Genomic DNA, 16,771 nt, shown 5'->3' on the forward strand with positions numbered 1-16,771 from the left:
TTTTAGAATTTTAAGCCTCCCTTACGAGCACCTTCGGCTAATGATTTAACTCTACCGTGGTATAAATAACCACTTCTGTCGAAAGAAATTGAATCAATCTTTTTATCCAAAGCTTTTTTAGCTATGGCTTCACCAACAATAACAGAAGCTTCGCTTTTTGTTTTGTTAGCAACGTCAATTTCTTTATCTCTTGATGATGCGGATGCAACTGTTATTGCATTTACATCATCAATCAATTGCGCATAGATCTCGTTATTACTTCTGAATACGGAAAGTCTTGGTTTTACTGGAGTACCAGTAATAGTCTTTCTTATACGCTTGCGTATCTTGTGTCTTCTTTTTTCTTTAGAAAATCCCATAATTAAGCTGATTTACCTGCTTTTCTTCTTATATACTCACCAACATATTTGATACCTTTTCCTTTGTAAGGTTCAGGTTTTCTTAATGAACGAATTTTAGCAGCGACTTGAGTAACAAGTTGTTTGTCAAATGACGTTAATTTTATAATTGGATTCTTACCTTTTTCTGAAATCGTTTCCAGTTTAACTTCAGGCGCCAAATTTAAAACAATGTTATGAGAATAACCAACGGCAATATCTAATTTTTGACCTTGATTGGTAGCTCTATATCCAACCCCAACAAGTTCTAATTCTTTAGTAAAACCCTTAGTAACTCCCTCTATCATATTAAACACAAGCGATCTATAAAGACCATGCTTAGCTTTATGTGTTTTTTTATCTGAAGGTCTTTCAAAAGATATTTCATTATCTTCAATTTTGACCGTAATTTCTTGGAAAGTTTGTTTCAACTCGCCAAGCTTACCCTTTACTGTTATAGTATCGACTGTTAAGTCGACTGTAACACCATCTGGAATACTAATTGGACTGTAACCTATTCTTGACATAATTTTTGTCTTTTTATATTAGTATACGTAACAAAGAATTTCACCTCCAACGTGTTCTCTTTGAGCTTGTTTTCCAGTCATAACTCCCTTGGAAGTCGATACGATTGAAATTCCTAAGCCATTTAAAACTCTTGGTATTTCATCGGAACCGGTATACTTTCTCAAACCAGGTCTACTCACTCTCTGTAATTTTTTGATAACAGGGTCGTTTGTAAACTTATCGTATTTTAAAGCGATCTTAATGACACCTTGATTATCAGCATCTATAAACTTATAGCTTAAAATATATCCTTGATCGAACAAAATTTTTGTGATCTCCTTTTTTAGGTTAGAAGCCGGTATTTCAACAACTCTGTGAGAAGCCAAAACTGCGTTTCTAACTCTAGTTAAATAATCTGCAACTGGATCAATATTCATTTTATTGCACTTTTTAAATTAATTACCAACTTGCTTTTTTAACCCCTGGAATAAGACCTTGATTAGCCATTTCTCTAAAAGTAACTCTAGAGAGACCAAATTGTCTCATATATCCCTTAGGTCTACCTGTAAGCTTACATCGGTTATGCATTCTCACTGGAGAAGCATCTTTAGGTAGTTTTTGTAAACCTTCAAAATCTCCAGCTTCTTTCAAAGCTTTTCTTTTTTCAGCGTATTTTTCGACCATTTTTCGGCGTTTCACCTCACGGGCTTTCATTGATTCTTTTGCCATAATTATTTCTTTTTAAATGGTAATCCCATTTCAGTCAATAATGATTTTGCCTCTTGATCAGTATCTGCTGATGTGACAAAACTTATATCCATCCCTTGGATTCTATTTACTCTATCAATGTTTATTTCTGGAAAAATAATTTGTTCAGTAATCCCCAAGTTATAATTTCCTCTTCCATCAAATCCATCTGGATTGATACCGTTGAAATCTCTTACTCGTGGTAAAGCTGAAGTGATTAATCTATCCAAAAATTCATACATTCTATATCCACGTAATGTTACTTTAACACCTATAGGCATTCCCTTTCTTAATTTGAAAGAGGCAACATCCTTTTTCGATATAGTCTGAACAGCTTTCTGACCTGTAATTGTAGAAAATTCTTCGATAGAATGATCTATCAATTTTTTATCTGCAATCGCAGCACCAACACCTCTACTTAAAACTATTTTTTTAAGTCTTGGCACCTCCATAGTATTGGAATAACTAAACTCTTCACGAAGAGCAGGAAGTATTTTGCTGTTATATTCTTCTTTTAATCTTGGTACGTAACTCATAATTAAATAGCTTCATTGGTTTTCTTAGCAACTCTAATCCTTTTGCCGTCTTCAACTTTAGTTCCTAATCTTGTGCTCTTACCATCTTTTGTGATAAGAGATAAATTAGAAAGGTGAATTGGAGCCTCTTTCTTGGTGATTCCACCTTGTGGATTAGTTGCAGAAGGCTTTTGATGCTTAGAAATCATATTGATTTCTTCAACGATAGCCTTTTCTTTTTTAACAAGTATATCAAGTATTTTACCTTCTTGTCCTTTATGATCTCCAGCGATTACTCTTACTTGATCACCTTTTTTTATTCTACTTCTTTTCATAATGATAGATTAAAGCACCTCAGGTGCAAGTGAAACAATTTTCATAAACTGGTTTTCACGAAGTTCTTTGGCAACTGGACCAAATACACGTGTTCCCCTCATCTCTCCTGTTGGATTTAATAAGACACAGGCATTGTCGTCGAAGCGGATGTAAGATCCATCTGGACGTCTCACTTCCTTACTTGTTCTAACAACCACGGCTGTAGAAACAGCACCTTTCTTAATATTACCATTTGGAGTTGCTTCTTTAACGCTGACTACAACTTTATCGCCAACCGAAGCATATCTCCTATTCGTACCACCGAGGACACGAATAACTAAAACTTGCTTAGCACCAGTATTATCTGCTACTCTTAATCTTGATTCTTGTTGTACCATAGTTATTTAGCTCTTTCAATTATATCAACCAATCTCCAGCGTTTTGTTTTGCTGAGAGGTCTAGTTTCCATAATTCTTACGGTATCTCCGTCGTTACAATCATTCTTTTCATCATGCACAACATATTTTTTCGTTTTTAAAACGAACTTACCATACATTGGATGCTTAATTTTCTTGACTTCAGAAACGACAATGGACTTGTCCATTTTGTTGCTTGTCACAACACCGATACGTTCTTTTCTTAAATTTCTTTTTTCCATTGTAAGTAGAATTAATCTAATTCTCTTTTTGTGATTTCGGTAGCGATTCTCGCAATTGATCTTCTAACTTTTTTAAGTTCAGAAGGGTTTTCTAAAGGAGAAAGTACGTGAGTCATTTTCAAATCGGACAACTTTGTCTTATGATTTATTAATTCTTCATGTAATTCTTCTACCGAAAGTTCTTTTACTTCAGATTGTCTCATCTTTATTTATTCTTGATAATCTCTAGCGACTATAAATTTTGTTTTAACAGGTAACTTCTGAGCTGCTAATCTAAGTGCTTCTTTCGCAACACTGTGAGGAACACCTCCAATTTCAAATAAAATACGACCAGGCTGTACAACAGCTGCCCAATATTCTACGGAACCTTTACCTTTACCCATACGGACTTCAAGAGGCTTTTTAGTGATAGGTTTGTCTGGAAAAATCTTGATCCAGATAGAACCTTCTCTTTTCATGTAACGCGTTGCTGCGATACGTGCAGCCTCAATTTGTCGTGCAGTAACAAAAGAAGAATCTAAAGATTTAATTCCAAAAGTTCCATTTGAAAGTCTATGACCTCTTTGCGAGACCCCTTTCATCCGTCCCTTTTGCTGCTTACGAAATTTTGTTCTTTTAGGCTGTAACATCTCTTATATTAATCTTTAATGATTATTTTCTACGACGAGCTTTTGGTCGTCTCGCTTTTCCTTTGGTGTCGCTAGTAGCAAGGCCAACTAATGGAGATAACTCGCGTTTTCCATATACTTCACCTTTCATGATCCAAACTTTGATACCCAATCTACCGTAGGTAGTGTGAGATTCAACCAAAGCATAATCAATGTCTGCTCTAAACGTTGACAAAGGAATACGTCCTTCTTTATAAGTTTCAACTCGAGCCATTTCTGCCCCGTTTAAACGTCCAGATACTTGAATTTTGATACCCTCTGCATTCATTCTTATAGCTGCTGCAATTGCCATTTTTGTAGCTCTTCTGTAAGAAATTCTGTTTTCAACCTGTCGTGCCACACTGGTAGCAACAAGGTGAGCATCTAATTCAGGTCTCTTGATCTCAAAGATGTTGACCTGGACTTCCTTATCCGTAATGTTTTTGAGTTCTTCTTTTAACTTGTCTACTTCCTGACCACCTTTCCCAATAATAATACCAGGTCTTGCAGTAGTAATAGTAACGGTTACAAGTTTAAGCGTACGCTCAATAATTACGCGCGAAACACTAGCTTTAGATAAACGAGCATGGATATACTTTCTAATCTTAAAATCTTCCGCAAGATTATCACCGTAATCGTTACCTCCGTACCAGTTGGACTCCCATCCTTTAATGATACCAAGTCTATTACCGATTGGATTTGTTTTTTGTCCCATAGTCTATCTAGCTTTCAGTGTTATTTTTTTCTCCTAGTATAAGAGTGACATGATTTGAACGTTTACGAATTCTATGAGCACGACCTTGTGGTGCTGGGCGAAGACGTTTTAACATACTGCCACTATCTACTTTAATTTCCTTTATAAAAACTCCAGCTTGCTCTAGATCTGCATCTTCATTTTTGGATTGCCAGTTGGCAATAGCAGACAGAACTAACTTCTCTAATCTACCTGATGCAATTTTAGTACTAAACTTTAGTATTTGCAAAGCATGAGCAACATCTTTTCCTCTAACCAAATCGGCTACTAACCTCATCTTACGCGGAGAGGTTGGACAATTGTTCAATTTTGCAATAGCAAGTTGACTTTTTTCCTCTTTAAGCATTTCTGCTCTATTTCTTTTTCTTACTCCCATTGTTCAATTATTTTTTTCCTTTATTCTTTGAACCCTGATGACCACGAAAAGTACGTGTTGGAGAAAATTCTCCAAGCTTATGACCTACCATGTTTTCTGTGATAAAAACAGGTACAAATTGTCTACCGTTGTGGACACCAAAAGTCTGACCAACGAAATCAGGAGTAATGGTGGATGCTCTAGACCATGTTTTGATCACAGATTTCTTACCTGAATCTAGGTTCTGAGCAACTTTCTTATCTAATTTATAATGGACAAAAGGTCCCTTCTTTAATGAACGTGCCATATCTTATTTCTTTTTACGTTCTAGAATGTGCTTATTACTAGACTTCGTCTTAGAACGTGTTTTAAATCCTTTAGCAGGAATACCATTTCTTGATCTTGGATGACCACCTGAAGCCTTACCTTCACCACCACCCATTGGGTGATCGACTGGATTCATCACTACAGGTCTGGTTCTTGGTCTTCTACCTAACCATCTACTTCTACCAGCTTTACCAGATATAGTTAACTGATGATCACTGTTCGAAACAGCTCCTACAGTCGCTATGCACGACGATAACACCATTCTGGTTTCACCAGAAGGAAGCTTAATCGTTACGTACTTACCTTCTTTAGCCATCAATTGAGCAAAAGTACCAGCGCTACGAGCCATAACAGCTCCTTGTTCAGGTCTTAATTCTACACAAGAGATAATAGTTCCAAAAGGTATTTGAGATAATGGCATTGCATTCCCTATTTCAGTAGGAACTTGAGAAGCACCAGACACTATTTTCTGACCCACTTTTATTCCACTTGGTGCAATGATATATCTTTTCTCTCCATCCTCATAATTCAATAAGGCGATGAAAGCTGTTCTGTTAGGATCGTATTCTACAGTCATGACTTCAGCTTGGATATCTTTCTTATCTCTTTTGAAATCGATGATTCTGTAACGTTTTTTATGACCACCACCAATGTAGCGCATAGTCATTTTCCCTTGATTATTTCTACCACCGGAACGTTTACGAGAGGCAAGCAAAGATTTCTCAGGCTTGCTAGCAGTAATAGCATCGAAGCCATTAGCAACCTTAAATCTCTGTCCTGGTGTATTTGGTTTTAATTTTTTAACCGACATGTTTTAAGCTTATAGATTACTATACAAATCAATTGTTTCTCCTTCAGCTACTTTTATAATAGCTTTTTTATATGCGGATGTTTTTCCAGTCACCATTCCCGTTTTTGTATAACGAGATTTGATTTTTGGGATAACATTCAACGTACGCACTCCTTCTACCGTAACGCCATAAGCGGACTCAACAGCCTCCTTTATTTGGATTTTGTTAGCATTACGATCTACAACAAAAGTAAAAGCATTTCTTAATTCGCTTTCATTTGTTGCTTTCTCTGTAATAATTGGTTTTACCAAGATGCCCATAGCTATTATTTGTTGAGATTATTTTGTAATTCTTCTAATCTGCTTTCCGATATTAATAAAACATTACTGTTCATAATATTGTAAGTGTTTAGTTCTGAGACATTTACAACTTTAGCAGTTTTCAAATTACGGGACGACAAATATACGTTTTTATTCGACTCATCCAAGACGATCAAAGATTTTTTGTCTCTAATGTTCAGATTATCAAGAAGATTTAAAAATTCTTTAGTCTTGGGAGCTTCAAATCCAAAATCTTCAACAATCATCAACTGATTGTTTTTGAGTTTTTGGGAAAGAACTGTTTTTCTTGCCAGTCGCTTAAGCTTCTTATTTAATTTGAAATGATAATCTCTTGGTCTAGGACCAAAAACACGACCACCACCTCTAAAAATAGGAGATTTAATGCTACCTGCACGAGCTGTACCCGTTCCTTTTTGTTTCTTGATCTTTCTTGTACTACCAACGATCTCTGCTCTCTCTTTTGCTTTATGCGTTCCTTGGCGTTTATTTGCCAAGTGCTGCTTTACATCAAGATAAACAACATGATCATTAGGTTCCAATCCAAAAACAGCTTCAGAAAGTTCGACCTCTCTACCTGTTTCTTTTCCTTTTATATCTAATACTGATACTTTCATTACTTCTGAATAGTTACATAAGTGTTGTTATGTCCAGGTACACAGCCCTTGATCACGATCAAGTTCTTTTCTGGAACCACTTTCAACACTCTTAGATTTTGAACTTTTACTTTTACACTTCCCATTTGTCCACCCATTTTCATTCCTTTGAAAATACGAGCTGGATATGAGGCAGCACCTACAGAACCTGGGGCTCTCAACATACTTTGTTGGCCGTGAGTTCGTTCTGAACCGGCAAAGCCATGTCGTTTTACAACTCCTTGGAATCCTTTACCTTTAGATGTAGCACTTACGTCTACAAATTCATTTTCTTTAAATAAGTCTACAGTGATGTGATCACCTAACTTATACTCTTCTTTGAATCCTTGGAATTCCATGACTTTTCGTTTGACAGAAGTACCAGCTTTCTTAAAGTGACCTAAGTCTGCTTTGGTGGCATTTTTGTCTGATTTGTCATCGAAACCAAGTTGAAGCGCTTCATACCCGTCAACCTCGTTGGTTCTGACTTGGGTAACTACGCATGGTCCAGCTTCTATAACGGTACATGGAATATTCTTTCCATTCTCGTCGAAGATGCTAGTCATGCCGATTTTTTTTCCTATTAACCCAGACATAATTGATTTTTGATTATTACTATTTATTTAAAAAAAATTCAGGGCCGAAAAAAACGTTCGCCCTGAATGTATTTTTCTTCCGTTTTTCCCTCGTCAAATGCTCGGGACATGTTACCCTAAACCTAGTTTAGGATTTGCTATTGAAGGTTACTTTAAGCAACACTTCCAATATTGTATTAAACCTTAATCTCTACTTCTACACCACTTGGTAACTCAAGCTTCATCAAAGCATCAATAGTTTTTGATGATGAGCTATAGATGTCTAATAATCGCTTAAAAGAATCTAATTGAAATTGCTCTCTCGCTTTCTTGTTAACGTGTGGAGATCTTAATACAGTGAAGATTTTACGTTGCGTAGGTAATGGAATTGGTCCAGTAACCACAGCACCAGTTGTCTTAACTGTCTTGACGATTTTCTCGGCAGACTTATCTACCAAGTTATAGTCATATGATTTTAGTTTAATTCTTATTTTTTGACTCATAATAAGTTCTAATTATTCGTTTAAACCTTTAGCACTTTTGATTACTTTCTCTGAAATACTTGAAGGTGTTTCTTCAAATTTTAAAAATTCCATTGTAGATGTTGCACGACCTGAAGATAAAGTTCTTAAAGTAGTCACATAACCAAACATTTCTGAAAGCGGCACATCAGCTTTGATGATTTTCGCACCAGACCTGTCGGACATGTCATTTACTTGACCTCTTCTTCTGTTCAAGTCACCAACAATATCTCCCATATTCTCTTCTGGAGTCACAACCTCTACTTTCATGATAGGCTCAAGAACGATAGCTCCAGCACCTTTTGCAGCTGACTTGTAACCAAGCTTTGCAGCGAGTTCGAAAGAAAGTTGGTCGGAATCCACAGGGTGGAAAGATCCATCCAAAAGAGTCACCTTCAACGTATCCATTCTAAATCCAGCAAGAGGACCATTTTTCATGGCTTCTGTGAATCCTTTTTCAACGGAAGGAACAAATTCTTTAGGAATTCTACCCCCTTTAATTTTATCGACAAATTGTAAACCAGGTCCTTCAAAATCTTCATCTACTGGTCCCATCTCGAATAAAATATCAGCAAACTTACCACGACCACCAGATTGCTTTTTATAAACCTCTCTATGGTTTGCCGTTTTAGTTACAGCTTCTTTGTATTCGACTTGAGGTTCACCTTCATTCACTTCCACCTTAAATTCACGTTTTAAACGATCCACTAAGATTTCGATGTGAAGCTCTCCCATACCAGATATAATAGTTTGACCTGATACTTCATCGGTTTTCACTTTAAATGTTGGATCTTCTTCAGCAAGTTTACCTAAAGCAACACCTAGTTTTTCAACATCAGCTTTAGTTTTTGGCTCAACAGCTATACCAATAACAGGTTCTGGGAACGTCATAGATTCCAAAACGATTGGGTTTTTAAGATCTGTAAGTGTATCTCCAGTTTTAATATCTTTAAAACCTACGGCAGCACCAATATCTCCAGCTTCAATAAAATCAATTGGCTCTTGTTTATTGGAGTGCATTTGATACATTCTTGAAATACGTTCTTTTTTACCAGAACGGTTATTCAAGACATAAGATCCTGCTTCTAGTCTACCAGAATAAGTTCTAAAAAATGCTAAACGACCAACAAATGGATCTGTAGCAATTTTAAAAGCTAAGGCAGAAAATGGAGAATCTACGTGAGGTTTTCTAGTTTCAACATCCCCAGTATCTGGATTGTGACCTTCAATAGCTTCTACATCTACAGGAGATGGAAGATATCTCATCACGGCATCAAGCATAGCTTGAACACCTTTATTTTTGAACGCTGAACCACACATCATCGGTATGATAGACATATCGATAGTAGCAGCTCTTAACGCAGCAATAATCTCGTCTTCAGTAATAGAGTTTTCATCTTCGAAAAATTTCTCCATCAGCTGATCATCATATTCAGCAACAGCTTCAACGAGTTCAGTTCTATATTTTGTCACATCAGCTTCTAACTCAGCAGGGATATCAATGACCTCGTAAGTCATACCAAAATCATCATCATTCCAGATAATTGCTTTCTTAGAAATTAAGTCTACAACACCTTTAAAGTCAATCTCGTCACCAATTGGAACTTGTAATGGGACAGGATTACCTCCTAGCATTTCTCTAACTTGCTTACACACGTTAAAGAAATTAGCCCCTTGTCTATCCATTTTATTAACAAAACCAAGACGTGGAACTTTATATTTATCGGCCTGTCTCCAAACAGTTTCAGATTGTGGCTCAACACCATCTACTGCACTAAATAAAGCAACAACACCATCCAAAACTCTTAAAGAACGCTCTACTTCAACAGTAAAATCAACGTGCCCTGGAGTATCAATGATATTAACGATGAATTCTTGGTCTCTATATAACCATTTACAGTGAGTAGCTGCAGATGTAATAGTAATTCCTCTTTCTTGCTCCTGCTCCATCCAGTCCATGGTAGCCGCACCATCATGAACCTCTCCTATTTTGTGACTTATACCCGTGTAATAAAGGATACGCTCAGTCGTAGTTGTTTTACCAGCGTCGATGTGAGCAGCAATCCCTATATTTCTGGTAAATTTTAAATCTCTTTGTGCCATTATTATTTAGAATCTAAAATGTGAAAATGCTTTATTGGCTTCAGCCATTTTATGTGTATCTAAGCGTTTCTTAACTGCTGCACCTTCTTCTTTCGCAGCGGCCATAGACTCGCCAGCTAATTTAGCTGCCATGGTTTTTTCATTTCGCTTTCTAGAATAACCTATTAGCCATTTCATAGCAATAGATATTTTTCTATCTGGTCTTATTTGAGAAGGAATCTGAAAGGTAGCACCTCCTACACGTCTACTTCTTACTTCAACGTGAGGCATTACATTAGATAATCCTTCTTTCCAAATTTCTAGAGCAGATTTTTCATCATCTTGCTTTTTCTCTTCTATGATATCCATTGCATCATAAAAAATCTTGAAAGCAATTGATTTTTTTCCGTCCCACATCATCATATTCACGAATCGGGTTACCAATTGATCGTGAAATTTTGGATCTGGAAGTATAGGACGTTTCTTGGCCTGTCTTTTTCTCATGTCTTTACTTTAACTCTGATTATTTTTTAGGTCTCTTAGCTCCATACTTGGATCTGCGCTGCAGACGACCCTCTACTCCTGCTGTATCTAAAGCACCACGAACAATATGGTACCTTACACCAGGTAAATCTTTAACTCTCCCGCCTCTAACTAATACTATCGAGTGCTCTTGTAGATTATGTCCTTCACCTGGAATGTATGCGTTTACTTCCTTACCATTTGTTAATCTAACACGAGCAACTTTACGCATTGCTGAGTTAGGTTTTTTTGGTGTAGTTGTGTAAACTCGAGTACAAACTCCACGTCTTTGAGGACAAGAATCTAAAGCCGCCGATTTGCTCTTCTTAGTCATCTTGGTTCTTCCTTTTCTTACTAACTGTGAAATTGTTGGCATAGTTTTACTTGTATTGTTTAAAAATTCTCTTATTTTTAAGGATTGCAAATGTAGATATATAATTCTAAATAACAAATTTTAATTGATTAATTTTCAGCAATTAAGACGTTTAAGATTTCTTAGGCTCGTCTTTAGTATTCAATCCAATTCAACAGCATGCAATTATACATACGCTTCCTCTATAAAAATCGTTTGCATATCTATACTATTACAAATATAACTTAGACCTCTGCAGCAACATGCTCAAACTACTATTTACTTTTTTATGCGTTGTGGGTCTTCCTTTTCATTCTCATTGCCAAACCATCCACTTACAAGTGGACACATTGAAGGATTCCTTGCTAAGCTCCAAGCAGTTTACATTTGACTCCTTCAATGCAGCAGAAACCGAATTAAAACTGAAAATGGATAGCTTAAAAAGAGTTGGGTATCCTTTCTTAGAGTTGGACCAACAGATTACCGATAAAAAACTTCTAGCTACCATCCGTTTAAACCAAAAAATAGACTCCTTATATATAGGTATAAAAAAAGAAGACTTAATTTATATTCCTAAGGGGATTAAAATCGATGATTTGGAAATTGGTCTACCCTACCAGAATGTTGAAATCTTTCAAAAAGCTATTATTGAAAAACTGAAGGCTCAAGGCTTATCTTTTGGTAAATCATTTTTAACAGATCTAGAGTATAGAAATGCCCATGCTCTAAATGCAAAACTCGTTATAGACAGCGGCCTAAAAAGAAGAATTGATAAAATAAATATAAAAGGATACGAATCACTACCCAAAAGCTACATATCCTATCTAACTGGTCTTAAAATCGGATCCGAATTTATAGAGTCACAGATTCAACAAAAAACAGAAAAGCTCGATAACATCCCTTTCATCTCTGTTAAAAAACCTACTGAAGTATTATTTAAAAAAGACTCTACGGAACTCTTCCTTTATTTAGAAAAATTCAATTCCAACACCTTCGATGGTTTTCTAGGGTTCGGAAATAATGAAACCAGCGACTTCGAACTAAATGGCTATCTGAACATGGTGCTTCTAAATAATCTGAATTTCGGAGAACGACTCGGGGTGATTTATAAAAACGATGGAAATGGACAACAAACGTTTGAAGGGAATGTAGAATTACCATTTGTATTTAGCTCTCCTGTAACAATTGGAGCCGATTTAAGAATCTTCCGAAGAGACTCTGCATTTTCCAATAGCTCACAAACTGTGGAGCTTAAATACTATCTCAATGAAAAGCTCAACTTGAAAGGGGCAGCAGAATTCACAAACTCGACCAGTCTAGAACAGGAAAACCTCAATTCGATATCAGAAATAGATGATTACAACTCTTCCTTCTATGGAATTGGTGCAGAATATCTAAAACTAGGCCCTAGACAACTTTTTGGGGTAAATACGTTTGTGAATCTAAATCTTTCTGCGGGGAGCAGGAAAACTAAAAATGACACAGAGCAGTACAAGCTAAGTTTAAGCGGCCAACATCAAATCAACATCAATTATCGCAACAGGCTTTACCTGAATCTCAATAGCCAAATCCTAATTTCTGACAACTTTCTTAACAATGAGTTATTTCGATTCGGAGGGGTCAACTCTATACGCGGGTTTGCCGAAAACAGCCTTTTAGCCTCTAGGTTTGCAGTCCTACAAACTGAATATAGATACATTTTAGATGCAAATCTCTATGCAAATACTGTGATAGATGTAGGAAATTATGAAAATAGACTCAATAATGTTAACGAAAATATACTGGGATACGGTGCAGGTATTGGCCTAAAATCTCAGGCAGGCATTTTTAACCTCATCATAGCAAACTCGGTCTCTGATGTGCAAGAATCTACCTTTTCTAACACGAGAATACATATCAATTTCACATCTTTTTTCTAATAAATATTATGTAGATATTAAGATTTAACAGTTTTTATATTAAAATAAAACCAATATAAGTTGTAGGATTAACTTTATTTTTTGATTTTTGGACTTGGCTAATTCAAATAAACAAACAAATGAGAACAAAGTTAAATGGAATTTTAACGCTACTTTTAGTGTTAGTGATGCAAATAACCTTTGCACAGACAAAAACTGTTACTGGGACGGTAACAGATCCTGACGGGCTCCCGCTGCCAGGTGTAAACGTATTAATTGAGGGACAAGGAACGGGAACTCAGACTGATTTTGATGGAAATTTCTCCATTCAAGCTAGTAGCTCTGATAAGTTGACATTTTCGTACATAGGTTTTGAGAAACAAACCATTGATGTTGGAACCAAAACCAACATAGATGTTCAACTTGGAAGAGGAGAAGCTTTGGATGAAGTTGTAGTTGTGGGATATAGTACTTCGACAATGCAAGCTTTTACAGGTACAGCATCAGTTGTTTCCGCAGAAGACATTGAGAATAAAAACTTCTCGAATGTTTCTCAGGCTCTAGCAGGTGAGGCTTCAGGTGTAAATGTTATTAACACCTCCGGACAACCAGGAACAACTTCTCAAGTTAGAATTAGAGGATTTGGTTCTGTGAATGGAAACAGAGCTCCATTATATGTAGTTGATGGGGTTCCTTACTCAGGAAGCTTAAATGCTATAAATCCAGGTGATATTAAAAACACTATAATATTAAAAGATGCAAGTGCTACCGCCATATATGGATCTAGAGGTGCTAATGGTGTTGTCTTAATCACAACTAAAGCAGGTACTGCACGTGAGAATTTTATCGAAGTTGATATGAGAACTGGTTTAAATACTCAAATCATACCGCGCTATGATGTAATTACTTCTCCAGAAGAATCAATTGGTTTGGCATGGGAAGCTAAAGTCAACAGAGCAAGATTGAATGGAAACCCAGACCCTGTTGGATTTGTAAATGACAATCTATTTGGAACAGGAGCAAACGCTATATTACCTCCGGGTTACAATATGTGGAATGTCGCTAACGGTGGTGAGCTTATTGACCCAGCTACTGGCCAGGTTAGAAATGGAGTAACGAGACGTTACACTCCAGAAAGCTTTGCTGATGTAGCCTTCAATCCGGCTCTTAGAACTGAAGCTAACGTAAGAATGGGCGGTGGTGATGAAAAATCTAAATACTTTTTTTCTGGAGGTTTTCTAGATGATAATGGTTATGCAATCAACACTGGCTACACTAGATATAACACGAGATTAAATTTAGACTCTCAAGTTAAGGATTGGATGAAGATTAATGTAAACCTTGGTTACACCTATTCTGAAAACATACAGAATGGACAAACTGATGGTGCTGAAAATTTATTTGAGTTTGCAGACAAAATGAATCCTTTTTATCCAGTTTTCCTTAGAGATGATGAGTACAATTTAGTAGCAGACCCTATTTTTGGCGGAAATCAGCTTGATTATGGTGGAGCATCAGGATTTAGAGATAGAGCAGCTTCAAATACATTAAATCCAATTGGTTCTGCACGTTATGATTTTAACGGGGATATAAGAAATGAGATAATTGGTAGTTTCAATGCTGAATTGAATCTAACAGAGAATTTAACCTTTGAAACTAGATTTGGTCTACAATACTCAAACAACGCGTTTAAGTCTAGGTCAAATCAATTCTATGGTGTTGGTACAGTGACTCAAGGAGATTTATTTGTACAAAACACAGAAACGACTACCATGAACTTTTTACAATTACTTCGTTATAAAAAATCTTTTGGAGATCATAGTTTAGAAGTATTTGCTGCACATGAAACTAACGATTTTGAACAGTCTTTCGAAACTGCTTTTAAAGGCAAGGCCATTATTCCAGGTGGGTTGGAACTAAATAATTATATTATTAACTTACAACAACCAACAGGTTTTACAAACAGAAGAACCTTAGAATCTTACTTTGTACAAGGTAATTATAGTTTTGACGATAAGTACTACTTATCTGCCACTGCAAGACGTGACGGTTCATCTCGATTCGCTAATAACAAATGGGGTACATTCGGCTCTGTAGGTGCATCTTGGGTAATGTCTAATGAAGACTTCCTGGCTGATGTTGAAATCATTGAATTTTTAAAGTTAAAAGCATCTTACGGGGTTATAGGAGATGAAAACATAGGTGGTGTTTACACGGGTATTAATACATTTAGTGTTACTAATGTTAGAGATGGTTTTTCTATAGCACCTGAATTATTTGCTAATCCTGACTTAACTTGGGAAGAGTCGAATATGTATCAAATTGGTGTGGAATCAAGTATTGGAGGCTGGTTAGATTTAGGTGTCGATTATTATATAAAAGATACAGAAAATCTAATATTTACAAGAAGAAATGCTCCATCTTCCGGTGTAGCTGTAATTGATGTAAATGATGGAGTTTTAAGAAACTCTGGTTTTGAATTCGATCTTAATGCTAAAGTCATTGAAACAGATAAATTTGGTTTAGGAGTTTCGGTTAATGGTGCTATTTATGAAAACGAATTGACTACAATGCCAATAGATCCAGAAACAGGTGCTCCAGCACTATTTAATAATGTTGGTAGATATGGATACTCTCAAGGAAGTTCTATTTTTGATTTCTACATGAGAGAATACGCAGGAGTAGATACTGCTGATGGTTACCCAATGTGGTATCAATATTACAACGATGTTGACGGTAATGGTACTTTCAATCCTGGAACAGACGAAACCATCCAAAGTTTGACCCCTTATTTAGGAGATAACCCAGATGCGAATATAGAACGTCAGATCACTAAGACTTATGCAGAATCAACTGAAAAATACGTTGGAAAATCAGGTATCCCTGACTTAGCTGGTGCATTTAGACTTAACGCAAGATTTAATAACTTTAGATTGTCTACTCAATTTACCTATTCTGTGGGTGGGTATGGTTACGATGCTCAATATGCAGAATTAATGCATGACAATAATTCAGGTATAATTGGCACCAATAGGCACAAAGATGTAAGAAACAGATGGAGACAGCCTGGTGATGTTACAGATGTGCCTTTAATTGCAGATCGAGTTATACCAAATATTAGTTCACAGTCAACAAGGTTTATTACTAAAACAGATTTTCTAGCGTTGAATAATATACTTTTAGGCTATAATGTGCCTAGAGAGTATCTGGAGAAAGTTGGAATTAGCGCTTTAGATATATATGCGTCTGGTGATAACTTATTTATAAGCAGTTCAAGAGAAGGGTTTAACCCACAAACAAGTCAGGCTGGTAACTCAGGTAGAGGATTATATGCGCCATTATCTACGTTTACATTAGGAGTGAAAGTTAAATTTTAATAAAAAATGATAAACATGAAAAAAACAATTTTAAACACGATGTGGTTCTCCGTTATAGCCTTACTTCTAGTAAGTTGCGGTGATGACTTTCTTGTCGAAGAGCCAACTGGGAATGAGCCTACCATTAAACAAATAGGAGAAGCTGGTGCGGTAAATCCAGAGATTAATGGTGCCTTTATGACTGGCGTTTACTCTACAATGTTCACAACAGGAACAGGAGGAACTGGTTCACAATCGGATTTTGGCCAGAAAGGTTTTGATATTTATAGCGATATGCTAACTGGTGACATAGCCCTTACATTAAGTACTTACGGATGGTACAGAGCTGCTATTACAGAATTTCAAGCTCCTTTAGATTTTACTCAACAAGAGAACTACCAAGGATGGAGATACTACTATAGAGTAATAAATAGATCAAATTTGGTTATTGAGACTGTTTTACAGGAACCACAACCAGAAGAGGAAGCTGATTTAATGG

At 36.3% G+C, this 16,771-nt stretch carries 23 protein-coding genes and 1 pseudogene; 3 read left to right on the forward strand and 21 right to left on the reverse strand.

Annotation, left to right across the window (positions count from 1 at the left end; all coding sequences use genetic code 11):
* Positions 1–2: 2 nt before the first annotated feature.
* From rplR to rpsL, 21 genes are all read right to left on the reverse strand, one after another.
* Positions 3–359 carry a 50S ribosomal protein L18 gene (gene rplR, locus PGOND44_RS12100; RefSeq protein ID WP_003442666.1) on the reverse strand — a complete coding sequence of 119 codons (357 nt, stop codon included), beginning with the start codon at positions 357–359 and terminating at the stop codon, positions 3–5.
* A gap of 2 nt (positions 360–361) precedes the next feature.
* Positions 362–904 (reverse strand): 50S ribosomal protein L6, encoded by a 543-nt coding sequence (gene rplF / locus PGOND44_RS12105; protein ID WP_003442669.1) that lies wholly within the window; start codon positions 902–904, stop codon positions 362–364.
* 18 nt (positions 905–922) lie between these two features.
* Complete coding sequence (gene rpsH, locus PGOND44_RS12110; protein ID WP_003442672.1) at positions 923–1,321, reverse strand: 30S ribosomal protein S8; 399 nt, start codon at positions 1,319–1,321, stop codon at positions 923–925.
* Positions 1,322–1,343: 22 nt separating this feature from the next.
* Positions 1,344–1,613: a 30S ribosomal protein S14 gene (rpsN, locus tag PGOND44_RS12115; RefSeq protein WP_003442674.1), complete on the reverse strand. Its 270-nt coding sequence runs from the start codon at positions 1,611–1,613 to the stop codon at positions 1,344–1,346.
* A gap of 2 nt (positions 1,614–1,615) precedes the next feature.
* Positions 1,616–2,167 carry a 50S ribosomal protein L5 gene (gene rplE / locus PGOND44_RS12120; protein ID WP_003442676.1) on the reverse strand — a complete coding sequence of 184 codons (552 nt, stop codon included), beginning with the start codon at positions 2,165–2,167 and terminating at the stop codon, positions 1,616–1,618.
* A gap of 2 nt (positions 2,168–2,169) precedes the next feature.
* Positions 2,170–2,481, reverse strand: a complete 312-nt coding sequence (gene rplX, locus PGOND44_RS12125; protein ID WP_003442678.1) for a 50S ribosomal protein L24 — start codon at positions 2,479–2,481, stop codon at positions 2,170–2,172.
* A 9-nt stretch (positions 2,482–2,490) separates the two neighbouring features.
* Entirely contained in the window at positions 2,491–2,859 is a 369-nt protein-coding gene (gene rplN / locus PGOND44_RS12130) for a 50S ribosomal protein L14 (protein ID WP_003442681.1), read from the reverse strand.
* 2 nt (positions 2,860–2,861) lie between these two features.
* Positions 2,862–3,119 (reverse strand): 30S ribosomal protein S17, encoded by a 258-nt coding sequence (gene rpsQ / locus PGOND44_RS12135; protein WP_003442683.1) that lies wholly within the window; start codon positions 3,117–3,119, stop codon positions 2,862–2,864.
* Positions 3,120–3,130: 11 nt separating this feature from the next.
* Positions 3,131–3,322, reverse strand: a complete 192-nt coding sequence (rpmC, locus tag PGOND44_RS12140) for a 50S ribosomal protein L29 (protein WP_003442686.1) — start codon at positions 3,320–3,322, stop codon at positions 3,131–3,133.
* Between the two features lie 6 nt (positions 3,323–3,328).
* A complete protein-coding gene (gene rplP, locus PGOND44_RS12145; RefSeq protein WP_003442689.1) occupies positions 3,329–3,748 on the reverse strand; it encodes a 50S ribosomal protein L16 in 420 nt (139 codons plus the stop codon).
* Between the two features lie 22 nt (positions 3,749–3,770).
* Positions 3,771–4,481 carry a 30S ribosomal protein S3 gene (gene rpsC / locus PGOND44_RS12150; protein ID WP_003442691.1) on the reverse strand — a complete coding sequence of 237 codons (711 nt, stop codon included), beginning with the start codon at positions 4,479–4,481 and terminating at the stop codon, positions 3,771–3,773.
* 7 nt (positions 4,482–4,488) lie between these two features.
* The gene (rplV, locus tag PGOND44_RS12155) at positions 4,489–4,896 is read right to left on the reverse strand and encodes a 50S ribosomal protein L22 (RefSeq protein WP_003442693.1); all 408 of its coding nucleotides are present in this window, start codon (positions 4,894–4,896) and stop codon (positions 4,489–4,491) included.
* Positions 4,897–4,903: 7 nt separating this feature from the next.
* Positions 4,904–5,182 carry a 30S ribosomal protein S19 gene (gene rpsS / locus PGOND44_RS12160; RefSeq protein WP_003442697.1) on the reverse strand — a complete coding sequence of 93 codons (279 nt, stop codon included), beginning with the start codon at positions 5,180–5,182 and terminating at the stop codon, positions 4,904–4,906.
* 3 nt (positions 5,183–5,185) lie between these two features.
* Complete coding sequence (gene rplB, locus PGOND44_RS12165; RefSeq protein WP_003442700.1) at positions 5,186–6,013, reverse strand: 50S ribosomal protein L2; 828 nt, start codon at positions 6,011–6,013, stop codon at positions 5,186–5,188.
* Between the two features lie 9 nt (positions 6,014–6,022).
* Positions 6,023–6,313: a 50S ribosomal protein L23 gene (rplW, locus tag PGOND44_RS12170; RefSeq protein ID WP_003442703.1), complete on the reverse strand. Its 291-nt coding sequence runs from the start codon at positions 6,311–6,313 to the stop codon at positions 6,023–6,025.
* Between the two features lie 5 nt (positions 6,314–6,318).
* Positions 6,319–6,948, reverse strand: coding sequence for a 50S ribosomal protein L4 (rplD, locus tag PGOND44_RS12175; protein ID WP_003442706.1), 630 nt, complete (start codon positions 6,946–6,948; stop codon positions 6,319–6,321).
* Entirely contained in the window at positions 6,948–7,562 is a 615-nt protein-coding gene (rplC, locus tag PGOND44_RS12180; protein ID WP_003442712.1) for a 50S ribosomal protein L3, read from the reverse strand. Before rplC ends, rplD begins: the two co-directional genes overlap by 1 nt.
* A 176-nt stretch (positions 7,563–7,738) precedes the next feature.
* On the reverse strand, positions 7,739–8,044 hold the full coding sequence (rpsJ, locus tag PGOND44_RS12185) for a 30S ribosomal protein S10 (RefSeq protein ID WP_003442714.1): 306 nt from the start codon (positions 8,042–8,044) through the stop codon (positions 7,739–7,741).
* A gap of 12 nt (positions 8,045–8,056) precedes the next feature.
* On the reverse strand, positions 8,057–10,165 hold the full coding sequence (gene fusA / locus PGOND44_RS12190; protein WP_003442716.1) for an elongation factor G: 2,109 nt from the start codon (positions 10,163–10,165) through the stop codon (positions 8,057–8,059).
* A 6-nt stretch (positions 10,166–10,171) separates the two neighbouring features.
* The gene (gene rpsG / locus PGOND44_RS12195; RefSeq protein ID WP_003442717.1) at positions 10,172–10,648 is read right to left on the reverse strand and encodes a 30S ribosomal protein S7; all 477 of its coding nucleotides are present in this window, start codon (positions 10,646–10,648) and stop codon (positions 10,172–10,174) included.
* A gap of 19 nt (positions 10,649–10,667) precedes the next feature.
* Positions 10,668–11,042, reverse strand: coding sequence for a 30S ribosomal protein S12 (rpsL, locus tag PGOND44_RS12200; protein WP_003442718.1), 375 nt, complete (start codon positions 11,040–11,042; stop codon positions 10,668–10,670).
* A 239-nt stretch (positions 11,043–11,281) separates the two neighbouring features.
* On the opposite strand from rpsL, the gene PGOND44_RS12205 reads away from it, so the two are divergent.
* From PGOND44_RS12205 to PGOND44_RS12215, 3 genes and pseudogenes are all read left to right on the forward strand, one after another.
* Positions 11,282–12,937, forward strand: a complete 1,656-nt coding sequence (locus PGOND44_RS12205) for a ShlB/FhaC/HecB family hemolysin secretion/activation protein (RefSeq protein WP_003442719.1) — start codon at positions 11,282–11,284, stop codon at positions 12,935–12,937.
* 119 nt (positions 12,938–13,056) lie between these two features.
* Positions 13,057–16,293 (forward strand): SusC/RagA family TonB-linked outer membrane protein, encoded by a 3,237-nt coding sequence (locus tag PGOND44_RS12210; protein WP_003442720.1) that lies wholly within the window; start codon positions 13,057–13,059, stop codon positions 16,291–16,293.
* 15 nt (positions 16,294–16,308) lie between these two features.
* Positions 16,309–16,771, forward strand: a pseudogene (locus tag PGOND44_RS12215) (RagB/SusD family nutrient uptake outer membrane protein); the annotation flags it as partial.

This window comes from Psychroflexus gondwanensis ACAM 44 (assembly GCF_000355905.1).
Taxonomy (GTDB): domain Bacteria; phylum Bacteroidota; class Bacteroidia; order Flavobacteriales; family Flavobacteriaceae; genus Psychroflexus; species Psychroflexus gondwanensis.